Genomic DNA, 13,767 nt, shown 5'->3' on the forward strand with positions numbered 1-13,767 from the left:
AGCCGGGCAATGCCCGGCTTCTCTGCTTCCAGCACTGCAGCCCTCAGTGGGCGGCCATGTAGATGTCCTGAAGCACGGCCTTTTCCAGCTCGAGCTCGCCCAGCAGGTTCTTCACGATGTCGCCCAGGCTGAGGATGCCGACCAGGCGGGTGCCCTCGGTGACCATCAGATGACGGCGCCGCGAGTACGTCATCAACGACATGGCCTGCTTCAGGGTCGCTTCCGGCGCAATGCCTTCCAGGCCGGTGGTCGGCACGCTGGAAATCACCCGGCGGCCGGCCTGCGGGCCGTCATCGGCCAGGGTACGCACGATGTCCTTTTCGGAAATGATGCCGACCGGGGCATCGTCCTTCATCACCACCAGCGCAGCGATCCTGTTCGCGCTCATCTTGTGGGCGGCGGCACCGATGGTGTCTTCGGCGTCGATGGTGATGACAGCTTCTTTCTTGGATTGCAGGAGTTCGCGGACGTTCATTCTTGTTTCCTGGTGCAGGTCACTGAAGTCAAAAAAGTGTGCTCTTCCGATACGCCCCCTCCCCGGGAACAGACCTTTCAGCGCACGTCTGGCGCACGTGCCTGCCCTGGGAGATGCATCGGCAGGCGACGTACTGCAACGCGAACGAGGTGGGCTCAACCGCTCAACCCATGCCTCGGTCAGATCGATTCTACGACTGCGACCATCGGTCACTACCGGCATCGATAGGACAGTTCGTCGTGGGAACCAAGCGACGATCCAGAGAATGGCACCGCGGCTGAAACCGCCGCTGAATACAGGCGGCATTGCGCATTAAAGATTGATCGCGCCCTGCCGCAGGCGGACAGAACGACCGGCGGCTGTCCCACTTGATGCGGTTACCGGCGCAAACGAAAGGGGGCCGCATGGGCCCCCTTCGTGTACCGCATCCAGGTCGAGCAGCCGGCGTTACTCCACCGTCACGCTCTTGGCCAGGTTGCGCGGCTTGTCCACGTCGGTGCCACGCGCCAGTGCGGTGTGGTACGCCAGCAGCTGCACCGGAATGGTGTGCACGATCGGGCTGAGCACGCCGGCGTGGCGCGGCGTGCGGATCACGTGCACGCCTTCGGACTCGTTGAAATTGCTGTCCTGGTCGGCGAACACGAACAGCTCGCCACCCCGGGCGCGCACTTCCTGCATGTTCGACTTCACCTTTTCCAGCAGGCTGTCGTTGGGGGCGATCACCACCACCGGCATGTCCTCGTCCACCAGCGCCAGCGGGCCGTGCTTCAGCTCGCCCGCCGGATAGGCTTCGGCGTGGATGTAGGAGATTTCCTTGAGCTTGAGCGAGCCTTCCAGCGCGATCGGGTAGTGCAGGCCGCGGCCCAGGAACAGCGCGCTGCTCTTGCGCGCGAAACGCTCGGCCCATGCCGCGATCTGCGGCTCCATGTTCAGTGCGTGCTGCACGCTGCCCGGCAGGAAGCGCAGCTGCTCCAGGTAGTCCGCTTCCTGCGCCGCGTCGATGCGGCCACGCAGCTTGCCCAGCACCACGGTCAGCTGGAACAGCGCGGCCAACTGGGTGGTGAAGGCCTTGGTCGAGGCCACGCCGATCTCGGCACCGGCGCGCGTGTAACAGACCAGCTCGCTGGCGCGCGGGATCGCACTTTCCGGCACGTTGCAGATCGACAGCGTGTGCTTGTGGCCCAGCGACTTGGCGTACTTCAGCGCTTCCATCGTATCCAGCGTTTCGCCGGACTGGGAGATGGTGACGATCAGGTGCTTCGGATTCGCATAGGCGGCGCGGTAACGGTACTCGCTGGCAATCTCCACGCTGCACGGCAGGCCGGCGATGGCTTCGATCCAGTAGCGCGCGGTCAGGCCGGCGTAATAGCTGGTGCCGCAGGCGATGATCTGCACGCCTTCGATGCCCGACAGCACCGCTTCGGCGGTCTTGCCGAACAGCTCGGCCGGGAAGCCACCGGCGTCGATCGCCGCCTCGATGGTGTCGCCCAGCGCACGTGGCTGTTCGTGGATTTCCTTCTGCATGAAGTGGCGATACGGGCCCAGCTCCAGCGAGGCCAGCGACACATCGGACAGATGCACGTCGCGCTCGACCGGCTGGTCATGCTCGTCGAAGACGCGCACCCCGTCGCGGCGGATCTCGGCCGTGTCACCCTCTTCCAGGAAAATCACCTTGCGGGTGGCCGAGATCACCGCCGAGACATCGGAGGCAACGAAGTTCTCGCCTTCACCCAGGCCGATCAGCAGCGGGCAGCCCATGCGCGCGCAGACGAAGCGCTCCGGCTCGGCACGGCTGACCACGGCCAGTGCGTAGGCACCGGTCAGTTCCTTCACCGTGTGCTGCAGCGCCAGCAGCAGGTCATCGCCCTCCTTGAGGTGATGATGGATCAGGTGTGCGATGACTTCGGTGTCGGTCTGGGATTCGAAGGTGTAGCCGAGCGCGCGCAGCCTTTCGCGCTGCTCTTCGTGGTTCTCGATGATGCCGTTGTGCACCAGCGCCACGCCCTGGCTGATATGCGGGTGCGCGTTGGCCTCGGTGACGCCACCATGGGTAGCCCAGCGGGTGTGGCCGATGCCCAGCACCGCATTGAAGCCTTCAGCCTCGGCTGCCGTGGCCATTTCCGACACACGACCGGTACGGCGCACGCGACGCACCTCGGGCCGTTCGCCCTGGTCGATCACGGCGATGCCCGAGGAATCGTAGCCGCGGTACTCAAGTCGCTTCAGGCCCTCGATCAGCACCGGCACCACATCGCGATCGGCGATCGCACCCACGATTCCACACATGTCACGCGTTTCCTTGAAGACGATCGGCGCATTCTAGCCTGCGTGTCCGGCGTCCCCCTCCTGTCCGCTTAATGAAAGTGTCCGGAAAGGTGTCCGCGGACACCCGGACACCGCGGCGAGTCCGCCAAGCCGTTGATCTGAAACAGAATAAAGTTGGCACGCTACGTGCTTGGTACTGGCTACCACCGCAAGGCACGCATCCGATGATCCGCGACACTTCCGCCCAGGACCAGATCGTTTCCTCCGCACCGGCCAGCGCCACCCGCGCCAACTGGCACCGCTACCGTTGGCCGGCGGCGGGTGCCCTCGTGCTGCTGGCCGGCATCGGCTGGGCCGTGCACGCCTGGTCCAACGCCAGCCGCTCCTTCGACAGCAGCCGCGTGCGCATCGCCGAAGTGAAGCGGGGTGACCTGGTCCGCGACATCGCCGCCGACGGCCGGGTGATCGCCGCCAACAGCCCGATCCTGTACGCCATTTCGGCCGGTACCGTGGACCTGAAGGTGGTCGCCGGCGACGTGGTCAAGAAGGGCCAGGAACTGGCCATCATCGACAGCCCGGAACTGCGCAGCAAACTGGCCCAGGAACAGGCCACCCTGGCCGGCCTGGAAGCCGAGGCCAGCCGCGCCGCGCTGGATGCGACCCTGGCTCGCGCCAAGTCGCGCAAGGAAACCGACCAGGCCACCATCGAGCGGCAGGCCGCCGACCGCGACCTGCAGCGCTACCAGCGTGGCTACGACGGCGGCGCGGTGCCGCAGATTGACCTGGCCAAGGCCAAGGACTCGTTGAAGAAGGCCGACATCACTCTGGCCAACGCCACCACTGATGCACGCCTGCAGAGTCAGGGCGCCGACCTGGACGCGCGCAACAAGCGGCTGCTGGCCGATCGCCAGAAGGCCGTGGTGGCCGAAGTCCAGCGCCAGGTCGATGCACTGACCCTGCGCGCGCCGTTCGATGGCCAGGTCGGCCAGGTGCAGGCGATCCAGTCCACCAACCTCGCCGCCAACGCGCCGGTGCTGGGCGTGGTCGACCTGTCCAAGTTCGAAGTCGAGATCAAGGTTCCGGAGAGCTTCGCCCGTGACCTGGCGATCGGCATGCCCGCACAGCTGACCGGCGGCAACGGCCAGCCGTTCCCGGGCGAGATCAGCGCGGTGTCGCCGGAGGTGGTCAACGGCGAGGTCAACGCCCGCGTGCGCTTCGCCAGCGCGCAGCCGGAAGGCCTGCGCCAGAGCCAGCGGATGTCGGTGCGCGTGCTGCTCGATACCCGCAGGAACGTGCTGAAGGTGGAGCGTGGCCCGTTCGTCGAACAGGGCAACGGCATGGCCTACGTGATGGATGGCCGCACCGCCGTGCGCCGTCCGGTGGAACTGGGCGTCAGCAGCCTGGGCGAAGTGGAAATCAAGTCGGGTGTGCAGCCGGGCGACCGCATCGTGGTCTCCGGCAGCGACCTGTTCAAGGACGCCGAACGCGTCTCCGTCAACTGATACCTGATACCTGAATCCTGGAGAGAGGACACCCCATGTACATGCTCGAAATGCGTTCGGTCGCCAAGGTCTTCCGTACCGAACAGGTGGAAACCCACGCACTGCGCTCGCTGGAACTGCAGGTCAAGGAAGGCGAGTTCGTCGCCGTCACCGGCCCGTCCGGCTCCGGCAAGACCACCTTCCTCAACATCGCCGGCCTGCTGGAAACCTTCACCAGCGGCACCTACATGCTGGACGGGCAGGACGTGAGCACGCTGGGCGACGATGCCCGCAGCCGCCTGCGCAACCAGAAGATCGGCTTCATCTTCCAGGGCTTCAACCTGATCCCCGACCTGAACCTGTTCGACAACGTCGACGTGCCGCTGCGTTACCGAAAGATGAGCGCCAACGAGCGCCGCGAACGCATCGAGAAGGCACTGACCCAGGTCGGCCTCGGCTCGCGCATGAAGCACTACCCGAATGAACTGTCCGGCGGCCAGCAGCAGCGTGCGGCCATCGCACGCGCCCTGGCCGGCAGCCCACGCCTGCTGCTGGCCGACGAACCGACCGGCAACCTGGACACGCAGATGGCCCGTGGCGTGATGGAGCTGCTGGAGGAAATCAACGCCGCCGGCACCACCATCGTGATGGTCACCCACGATCCGGAACTGGCCGCGCGCGCGCAGCGCAACGTGCACATCGTCGACGGCCAGGTGACCGACCTGGTACGCGAGCCGGTGCTGGCCACCCCGCCGCGCCACATCGTCGCCGTCAACGAGTGAGGGCCCGACCATGTTCGCTTACTACGCCCGATTGGCGGCGCGCAGCTTCCGCCGCAACAAGGTCCTGACCGCGCTGATGGTGGTTGCCATCGCACTCGGCATCGGCGCCTCGATGACCACGCTGACCGTCTTCCACGTACTGTCCGGCGACCCGATTCCCGGCAAGAGCGACCGGCTGTTCTACGTGCAGCTCGACGCCGCGACCGGCGCCTATGTCGCCGGCGAGGAGCCGGAAACCCAGTTGACCCGCTTCGACGGTGAAGCGCTGCTGCGCGAAGCCAGGGGTGAGCGCCAGGCGCTGATGAGCGGCGGCGGCGGCACCATCGAGCCGGACAACAGCACGCTCAAGCCCTTCAGCATCGACACCCGTTGGACCTCGGCCGACTTCTTCCCGATGTTCGAGGTACCCATGCAGTACGGTCGCCCCTGGACGCGCGAGGATGACAACGCCCGCGCCCGCGTGGTGGTCATCTCCAAGGCGCTCAACGACAAGCTGTTCCAGGGTGCCAACAGCGTGGGGCGCGACGTGCGCATGGAAGGCCAGAGCTATCGCGTGGTCGGCGTGATGAAGGAGTGGAGCCCGGAGCCGCACTTCTACGATCTGACCACCGGCAGCTACGGCAAGGACGAAGATCTGCTGCTGCCGATCTCCACCTCGTTCGACCTGAAGCTCGGCAACAACGGCAACATGAACTGCTTCGGCGAGAACCCCGACGGCAACAGCTACTCGCTCAATGCACCGTGCGCCTGGCTGCAGTACTGGGTGGAACTGGACCCGTCCAAGGCCGCCGACTACCGCCGCTACCTGGAAAACTACTCGACCCAGCAGCGTGAGGCCGGCCGCTTCAAGCACCCGCCGAACGTGCGCCTGCGCACCGTGATGGAATGGCTGGACTTCAACGGCGCGGTGCCCAGCGACGTGCGCCTGCAGCTGTGGCTGGCGCTGGGCTTCCTCGGCGTCTGCCTAGTCAACACGGTGGGCCTGCTGCTGGCCAAGTTCCTGCGCCGCAGCGGTGAGATCGGCGTGCGCCGCGCCCTGGGCGCCAGCCGTGGGCAGATCTTCCTGCAGTGCCTGGTCGAAGCCGGTGCGGTCGGCGTGGTCGGCGGCGTGCTCGGCATCGGGCTGGCCCTGCTCGGCCTGTACGCGGTGCGCCAGCAACCGGTGGACTACGCCCAGCTCGCTCATCTGGACGGCAGCATGCTGCTGCTCGCACTGGGCCTGACCCTGTTCGCCAGCCTTGCCGCCGGCTTCCTGCCGGCCTGGCGTGCGATGCAGGTCACCCCGGCCATCCAGCTCAAGTCGCAGTAAGCACGAGAACGAGGACTCCCATGGACATCCGCCCCATCCTCAGCACCCTGCGCCGGCACAAGACCGCTGCCGCCCTGATCGTGCTGGAAGTCGCACTGACCTGCGCCATCGTCTGCAACGCACTGTTCCTGGTCAGCCAGCGCGTCGACAAGATCAGCATGCCCAGCGGCATCGCCGAGAACGAACTGGTGATGCTGCGGGTCAGCGGCATCGGCGAGCAGACCAATGCCATGGCACGCACCCGCGAAGACCTGGCGGCACTGCGCGCGATTCCCGGCGTCACCAGTGCCACCATCATCAACCAGGTGCCGTTCCGCAACGGCTCGTCCAGCAGCAGCATCTCCCGCGAGGTCGACCAGGAGCGCCCGACCACGAATGCGTCGATGTACACCCTGTCCGAAGGCGGCCTGGGCACGATGGGAATCAACCTCATCGCAGGCCGCGACTTCCTTCCCGGCGAGTACATCGAGTTCAAGGAAGCCTCCAAGGGCGGTGCCAAGCAGAAGGCCGTCCCGGTGATCCTCACCCAGAGCACCGCCGCGAAGATGGAGCCCAACGGCAGCGCGCTGGGCAAGACCTACTACATGGGCAAGCAACCCTTGAACGTGGTCGGTATCGTCGACACGCTCAGCACGCCCAATGGCTGGAACGACAACTGGACCAATTCGATGCTGCTGCCGCTGCAGCGGTCCTTCGATGAAGGCGGCACGTACGTGCTGCGGACCGATCCGGCACGGCGCCAGGAAGTACTCGATGCTGCGGCCGCGGCGCTGGAACGCATCGACCCCAACCGGCTGATGCGCGACAAGCTGACCTATGAGGACCAGCGCAAGGACTTCTTCAAGAACGACCGGGCAATGGTCGGCCTGCTGATCACCGTCAGCATCTCGCTGCTGGTGGTCACCGCGCTGGGCATCATCGGCCTGGCCAGCTTCTGGGTGCAGCAGCGCAGCAAGCAGATCGGCATCCGCCGCGCGCTCGGCGCTACCCGCGGGCAGATCCTGCGCTACTTCCAGACCGAGAACTTCCTGCTGGCCACACTGGGCATCGTGCTGGGCATGCTGGCGGCCTACGCCATCAACCTCGCCCTGATGAACATGTACGAGCTGCCGCGCATGCCGCTGTATTACCTGCCACTGGGTGCGCTGCTGCTGTGGGCACTGGGCCAGATCGCGGTGTTCGGGCCGGCGCGGCGTGCCGCAGCGGTGCCGCCGGCGGTTGCCACCCGGGGCGCCTGAGATGCGCGCCTGCTGGCTGCTGCTGATGCTGCTTCCATCCCTGCCGGCCCTGGCCGGCAGCAGCAGCGCGCAGACGCTGGAGTGGCGCCAGCAGGATGCACGGCTGGCGCTGCGCTCTACCGAAGGCCAGGTGCGGGTGGAAGCCGCTGCCCCCGACGCCCGTTTCGGCGTGCGCAGCGGTGACCGCATCCTGCGCGTGGATGACACCGCCGTGCGCAGGATCGAGCATCTGACCGAAGCCCTGCGCCACTCCACCGCCCCCACCGCCTACCTGTTGCTGCGCCGCGACAGGCGCGAACTGACCGTGCCGGTGAATGCGGCTGCCTGGCGCCTGGCACTGGTTGCTCCGGTGCCGCCGCCACCGCCTCCTCCGCCGCGGTAAGCCTGGACCGCGCCTGCGGCCACGGGTTTGGCTATGCTTGATGGGTGGCGCCGGGCTCTCCCGGCGTGTGGACACGAACGGCTCCAACGGCGCCGCCCATCCCTTTCTGCAGAACCGCTTGATGCCTTCGATCCTGATCATCGACGACAACGCCAGCGTGGGTACCGCGCTGGACGTGCTGTTCTCCCTGCACGACATCGACACCCTGCAGGCACAGAGCCCGACCGAGGGCCTGGCACTGCTCGAGTCGCAGCCGGTCGACCTGGTGATCCAGGACATGAATTTCAGCGAGGACACCACGTCCGGAGAGGAAGGCGAGGCTCTGTTCGCGCAGATCCGCGAACGCCACCCGGACCTGCCGGTGATCCTGCTCACGGCCTGGACCCATCTGAGCAGCGCGGTGGACCTGGTCAAGGCCGGTGCCGCCGACTACCTGGCCAAGCCGTGGGACGACCGCAAGCTGCTGACCACGGTCAACAACCTGCTGGAGTTGTCCGAGGCGCGTCGCGAACTGGACCGGCGTCGCAGCCGTGAACTGCGCCAGCGCAACGCACTGGAAGAGAAGTACGACCTGTGCGGCGCCGTGTTCGCCGACCCGGCCAGCGAGCGTGTCATCGCCCTGGCCTGCCAGGTCGCGCGCTCGGAGCTGCCGGTGCTGATCACCGGTCCCAACGGCGCCGGCAAGGAGAAGATCGCGCAGATCATCCAGGCCAATTCGCTGGCGGCCAAGGGCCCGTTCATCACCGTCAACTGCGGTGCGTTGCCATCGGAACTGATCGAAGCCGAACTGTTCGGCGCCGAGGCCGGTGCCTACACCGGCGCCAACAAGGCACGCGAGGGCAAGTTCGAAGCGGCCGACGGCGGCACCCTGTTCCTCGACGAGATCGGCAACCTGTCGCTGGGCGGGCAGATGAAGCTGCTGCGCGTGCTGGAAACCGGCCGTTTCGAGCGCCTGGGCTCCAACCGCGAGCGCCAGGTCAAGGTGCGCGTGGTCAGTGCGACCAATGCCGACCTTCCGGCCATGATCCGCGACGGCACCTTCCGCGAAGATCTCTATTACCGCCTCAACACGGTGGAACTGGTGCTGCCGCCACTGGCCGAACGCCCGGGCGACATCGTGCCCCTGGCCGAGCGCTTCCTGGCCTCCGACAAGTCACTGTCCAGTGCCGCGGCCACGGCGCTGCAGCGGCATCCGTGGCCCGGCAATGTGCGTGAACTGCGCAATGTGATCCAGCGCGCCCAGCTGCTGGCCACCGGCAGCCGCATCGAAGTGGCTGACCTCAACCTGCCGCGCACCGCGGCGGCACCGCGCCCGGCACCGGGTGCCGGCAATGATCCTGATCGCGCGCGCATCGAGGATGTGCTGGCACGCAACCATGGCGTGATCGCGCAGGCCGCGGCCGAGCTCGGGCTCAGCCGCCAGGCGCTGTACCGGCGCATGGACCGCCACGGCATTCCGCGCGAATGAAGCGGCGCTCGTTCACCTTCCGCCTGTTCCTGCGCCTGCTGCCGGTGCTGGCGCTGGCTGCCGCGTTGCCGTGGCTGCTGGCGTACTGGATGGATCACGGCTGGGTGATCACCACGGTATCGACGCTGGTCCTGCTGTCGCTGATGTGGTGGACCCTGCGCCGCGCGACCGCACCGGTGCGCTCGCTGATGCGCGCGCTCTCCGGCACCACCAGCAGCTACCGCGATGGTGAGTACAACTTCGGCGTGCACTGGCCGGGCAATGATGAGCTGGGCGACCTGGTGCAGGCGCACCGCGAGCTGGGCGATGTGCTGCGTGCGCAGCGGCAAGGGCTGGTGCAGCGCGAACTGCTGCTCGACACCATGGTGCAGAACACGCCGGTGGCGATGCTGCTGATCGCGTCCGGCGGCGATGGCATCGCCCGCGTGGTGTTCTCCAACCTGGCCGCGCGCAAGCTGCTGCACGGCGGCTGGAAGCTGGAAGGCCAGCGCCTGGAGGATGTGCTGGAGCAGGTGCCGGTGGAGCTGCGCGACGCGATCGCCCGCGGCGGCGACAGCCTGTTCGCGGTGCATGCCGAAGGCGAGGACGGCGACGAGGAAGACGAGCAGGTCTACCACCTCTCACGCCGCGCGTTCCAGCTCAACGGCCGCCCGCACGACCTGCTGCTGGTACGCCTGCTGACCGCCGAACTGCGCCGCCAGGAGGTGCAGACCTGGAAGAAGGTGATCCGGGTGATCAGCCACGAGCTCAACAATTCGCTGGCGCCGATCGCTTCGCTGGCCCATTCCGGCGGCGTGCTGGTGCAGCGCGAACGCTTCGACCGGCTGCCGGAAATCTTCACCACCATCGAAGACCGTGCGCGCCACCTGGAGGGCTTCATCCGTGGCTATGCGCGCTTTGCCAAGCTGCCCCAGCCACAGCTGCAGACCGTGCACTGGGCGCCGTTCCTGTCCAGCCTGCGCCAGCAGATTCCGTTCACCATGGAGCGCGAGCCGGACGAGGCGCTGAGCAGCCGCATCGACATCGCGCAGTTCGGGCAGGCACTGTTGAACCTGCTCAAGAACGCGCACGAAGCCTGCGCGGAAGCCGATCCGCCCAACGATGACGTGCAGGTGCAGCTGACACGGCTGCCGCAATGGCTGCGCCTGGACGTGCTGGACCGCGGCAAGGGCATGAACGAGCAGGTACTGCAGAACGCGCTGATGCCGTTCTATTCGACCAAGCGCAATGGCACCGGATTGGGGCTGGCGCTGACCCGCGAGATCGTGGAGGCGCACGGCGGGCGGGTGTCGCTGCAGAATCGCGGCGATGGCGGGTTGTGCGTGTCGATCCTGCTGCCGGCGGGTTGAGTGGATCGATGGGGTGGATCCACGCCATGCGTGGATGTGCCGACCGAGGTCTGCCCCTACCAGACCCGTCGCATCGCCACCCGCAGGTGCATCGGAAACCCGAGCGCAGCCTCTTCGGCCATGACGGTGCGCAGGCCGTCGTTCCACTGCGCCTCAGGCACTACGTCGAACCCTTCGCTGGCATAGAAAGCTGCATTCCACGGCACGTCGCTCAAGGTGGTCAGCACCGCTGCAGCAAAGCCGGAGGCCCTGGCCTGCGCCAATGCATGCCGCAGCAACGCACGGCCATGGCCGCGACGCGCATGCACCGGGTCGACGTCCATCTGCAGCACATGGAATTCACCGCACAGCTCGCCCGCCAGCAGGTAACCGGCAATGCCGCCCCCGGCGGCATCCACGACCCATAGCTGACCACGCTGAAGGCCCTCGCGCAGTGTCGACAGATCCAGCCCATGACCCGCGAACACGGGATAGGCCTCGTGGCCCTTCAACACCTCGCCAGCGCGCTGCTCGATGCCCGGCAGCACGCCGAGTTCATCGGCGTGCGGAACGCGGGGCTCAGGACTTCCTGAGCGGGCGCTTCCAGCCATCGATGGTTTCCTGCCGTGCGCGTGCCAGGGTCAGCTTGCCATCCGGCGCGTTGCGGGTGATGACCGAACCGGCGGCGATGGTTGCACTTTCGCCGATGGTCACCGGTGCCACCAGCGAGCTGTTGGAACCGATGAACGCGTTGTCGCCGATGGTGGTGGTCGACTTGTTCACGCCGTCGTAGTTGCAGGTGATGGTGCCGGCACCGATGTTCACCTTGCTGCCGATGACCGCGTCGCCCAGATAGGTCAAATGGTTGGCCTTGCTGCCGACGCCGAGGGTGACCTTCTTGGTTTCGACGAAGTTGCCGACGTGCACGCCATCGGCCAGCACGGTACCTGGGCGCAGGCGCGCGAACGGGCCGACCAGCGCAGCGCCCTCGGTGACCACGCCTTCCAGATCGCAGTGTGCGCGCACTTCCGTGCCCGGCCCGAGATTGACGTCCTTCAGACGGTTGAACGGGCCAACGGTGACGCCATCGCCGAGCACGATGTTGCCTTCCAGCACGACATCGACGTCGATCAGCACATCGCTGCCGACGGTAACGGTGCCGCGGATATCCAGCCGCGCCGGATCACGCACGCGCGCCCCCTGCGCGCACAGCGCACGCACCGCGCGCCGCTGCCAGGCCCGTTCCAGCTGCGACAGCTGCCAGGGATCGTTCGCGCCTTCTGCCTCCTGCGCGTCGGCGACCAGCGCCATCTCGGCCGGTGTGTACTCGTGGGCAGCAAAGGCGAAGACATCCGTCAGGTAGTACTCACCCTGTGCATTGCTGTTGGAAAGCTGCGACAGCCAGCGGCGCAGTGCGGTCGACTCGGCCGTGATGATGCCGGTATTGATCGTGCGCACGCGCAGTTGATCGTCAGTGGCATCCTTCTGCTCGACGATCGAGCCGACCTTGCCCTCGGCATCGCGCAGCACGCGGCCGTAGCCGGTGGGATCGTCGACCTCGGCGACCAGCACCGCCAGGCGGCCCGGCTGCGCCAGCAGGTCGCGCAGGGTCTGCGCGCGGATCAGCGGCACGTCGCCGTACAGCACCAGCACCTGTGCGGCATCGGGCACCTGCGGCATTGCCTGCGCCACCGCATGGCCCGTGCCGAGCTGCTGGGCCTGCTCGGCCCACTGCAGGTCAGGCTGGCCCGCAAAGTGCTGCCGCACCGCTTCACCACCATGACCGTAGACCACGTGGATGGCGGCAGGCTGCAGCTCGCGTGCCGCGGCAATCACATGTGCCAGCATCGGCTCGCCGGCGATCGGCTGCAGCACTTTCGGCAGCACCGATTTCATGCGCTTGCCCGCGCCGGCGGCGAGGATGATGACGTGCAGGGGTTGGGTCATGGCAACGGCAATCTGTGGTTCGTTGCCGATGATTCTAGTGCGTGGGCCGCTAACATGGGGGCCTGCCCGTCCTCACCCCAACCATGAGCCTGCTCCGCCAGGGAAGCGCCTACCTCGTCATCGGCGCACTGCAGCTGCTGCTCGACTGGGCGGTGTTCGTGCTGGCCACGGCGGCGGGCCTGCCGGTGGTACCTGGCAACCTGGCCGGGCGCGTGGCCGGCATGCTGCTGGGTTTCTGGTTGAACGGGCGGATCACCTTCGCCACGGCCGACGGCCAGCAACGGCTGGGCTGGCACCGCTTCGCGCGCTTCCTGCCACTGTGGCTGCTGCTCACCGCCGCCAGCACGCTGCTGGTAGCGGCCGCGGACCATGCGCTGGGCCTGCAGTACGCCTGGCTGGCCAAGCCGCTGGTGGAAGGCGGGCTGGCCGCAGTCTCGTTCCTGCTGATGCGCTACGTGGTGTATCGCTGATACGAGGTGGGGATCCGGATCTGTAGAGTCGACTGTCAGTCGACTGCCTTTCGATCAGGCCGCGAAAGCCCCGCGCTGCGCGCGATAGTCGACCAATGGTCGACTCTACCCAGTGCGGTCGGCACCAACAAAAACGCCGGCGCAGGGCCGGCGTTCTCGTGGGTGCAGCGCGAACCTCAGTGCTTGAGGGTCTTGCGCAGGCGCTCCAGCGCCTGCAGCTGCACCACGGCCTCGGCCAGCTTCTGCTGGGCTTCGGCAATTTCCATGGCTTCACCACGGTTGGCCAGGATGCGCTCGGCTTCTTCCTTGGCCTTGCGGACCGAGGCTTCGTCGATGTCCTGTGCGCGGATCGCGGTGTCGGCCAGCACGGTCACCACCTGCGGCTGCACTTCCAGGATGCCGCCGGAAATGGCGAAATCCAGCTGCTCGCCATTCGGCGTGGTCACCACCACCTTGCCCGGATTCAGGCGGGTGATCAGCGGCGCGTGCTTGGGCGCGATGCCCAGTTCGCCCAGCTCACCGGTGGCCACGACCAGGGTCGCTTCGCCACGGAAGATTTCCTGCTCGGCGCTGACGATGTCGCAACGGATCGTGCTCATGCAAATCTCTTCGCTGTTCGCGG

At 66.8% G+C, this 13,767-nt stretch carries 13 protein-coding genes; 8 read left to right on the forward strand and 5 right to left on the reverse strand.

What is annotated here, in order from left to right; all coding sequences use genetic code 11:
• Positions 1-43: 43 nt before the first annotated feature.
• Both N5C18_RS03120 and glmS read right to left on the reverse strand, forming a co-directional pair.
• Entirely contained in the window at positions 44-475 is a 432-nt protein-coding gene (locus N5C18_RS03120) for a CBS domain-containing protein (RefSeq protein WP_053450852.1), read from the reverse strand.
• Positions 476-922: 447 nt separating this feature from the next.
• Positions 923-2,761, reverse strand: coding sequence for a glutamine--fructose-6-phosphate transaminase (isomerizing) (gene glmS, locus N5C18_RS03125; RefSeq protein ID WP_164241406.1), 1,839 nt, complete (start codon positions 2,759-2,761; stop codon positions 923-925).
• Between the two features lie 203 nt (positions 2,762-2,964).
• Here glmS and N5C18_RS03130 point away from each other — a divergent pair, with 203 nt between their 5' ends.
• The 7 genes from N5C18_RS03130 (at position 2,965) to N5C18_RS03160 (ending at position 10,749) form a co-directional block, all read left to right on the forward strand.
• Entirely contained in the window at positions 2,965-4,242 is a 1,278-nt protein-coding gene (locus tag N5C18_RS03130) for an efflux RND transporter periplasmic adaptor subunit (RefSeq protein WP_049456530.1), read from the forward strand.
• Positions 4,243-4,277: 35 nt separating this feature from the next.
• Positions 4,278-5,003, forward strand: a complete 726-nt coding sequence (locus N5C18_RS03135) for an ABC transporter ATP-binding protein (RefSeq protein ID WP_014038558.1) — start codon at positions 4,278-4,280, stop codon at positions 5,001-5,003.
• A gap of 10 nt (positions 5,004-5,013) precedes the next feature.
• On the forward strand, positions 5,014-6,312 hold the full coding sequence (locus tag N5C18_RS03140; RefSeq protein ID WP_164241405.1) for an ABC transporter permease: 1,299 nt from the start codon (positions 5,014-5,016) through the stop codon (positions 6,310-6,312).
• 20 nt (positions 6,313-6,332) lie between these two features.
• Positions 6,333-7,550, forward strand: a complete 1,218-nt coding sequence (locus N5C18_RS03145) for an FtsX-like permease family protein (RefSeq protein WP_053450856.1) — start codon at positions 6,333-6,335, stop codon at positions 7,548-7,550.
• A gap of 1 nt (position 7,551) precedes the next feature.
• Positions 7,552-7,932, forward strand: a complete 381-nt coding sequence (locus tag N5C18_RS03150) for a PDZ domain-containing protein (RefSeq protein WP_164241404.1) — start codon at positions 7,552-7,554, stop codon at positions 7,930-7,932.
• A gap of 121 nt (positions 7,933-8,053) precedes the next feature.
• Positions 8,054-9,400 (forward strand): sigma-54 dependent transcriptional regulator, encoded by a 1,347-nt coding sequence (locus N5C18_RS03155; RefSeq protein WP_279943816.1) that lies wholly within the window; start codon positions 8,054-8,056, stop codon positions 9,398-9,400.
• Complete coding sequence (locus N5C18_RS03160) at positions 9,397-10,749, forward strand: HAMP domain-containing sensor histidine kinase (RefSeq protein WP_053450858.1); 1,353 nt, start codon at positions 9,397-9,399, stop codon at positions 10,747-10,749. The genes N5C18_RS03155 and N5C18_RS03160 overlap by 4 nt, the downstream gene beginning before the upstream one ends.
• Positions 10,750-10,805: 56 nt before the next feature.
• On the opposite strand, the gene N5C18_RS03165 is transcribed toward N5C18_RS03160, so the two are convergent.
• Positions 10,806-11,339, reverse strand: coding sequence for a GNAT family N-acetyltransferase (locus N5C18_RS03165; RefSeq protein ID WP_279943818.1), 534 nt, complete (start codon positions 11,337-11,339; stop codon positions 10,806-10,808).
• Positions 11,308-12,675, reverse strand: a complete 1,368-nt coding sequence (gene glmU, locus N5C18_RS03170; protein ID WP_279943819.1) for a bifunctional UDP-N-acetylglucosamine diphosphorylase/glucosamine-1-phosphate N-acetyltransferase GlmU — start codon at positions 12,673-12,675, stop codon at positions 11,308-11,310. Before glmU ends, N5C18_RS03165 begins: the two co-directional genes overlap by 32 nt.
• Positions 12,676-12,758: 83 nt before the next feature.
• Between glmU and N5C18_RS03175 the strand changes: the two genes are divergently transcribed.
• Positions 12,759-13,145 (forward strand): GtrA family protein, encoded by a 387-nt coding sequence (locus tag N5C18_RS03175; RefSeq protein WP_279943821.1) that lies wholly within the window; start codon positions 12,759-12,761, stop codon positions 13,143-13,145.
• Positions 13,146-13,321: 176 nt separating this feature from the next.
• On the opposite strand, the gene N5C18_RS03180 is transcribed toward N5C18_RS03175, so the two are convergent.
• Positions 13,322-13,744 carry a F0F1 ATP synthase subunit epsilon gene (locus tag N5C18_RS03180; RefSeq protein WP_279943822.1) on the reverse strand — a complete coding sequence of 141 codons (423 nt, stop codon included), beginning with the start codon at positions 13,742-13,744 and terminating at the stop codon, positions 13,322-13,324.
• Positions 13,745-13,767: the final 23 nt, after the last annotated feature.

Source organism: Stenotrophomonas sp. GD03930 (assembly GCF_029839665.1).
GTDB lineage: Bacteria > Pseudomonadota > Gammaproteobacteria > Xanthomonadales > Xanthomonadaceae > Stenotrophomonas > Stenotrophomonas forensis.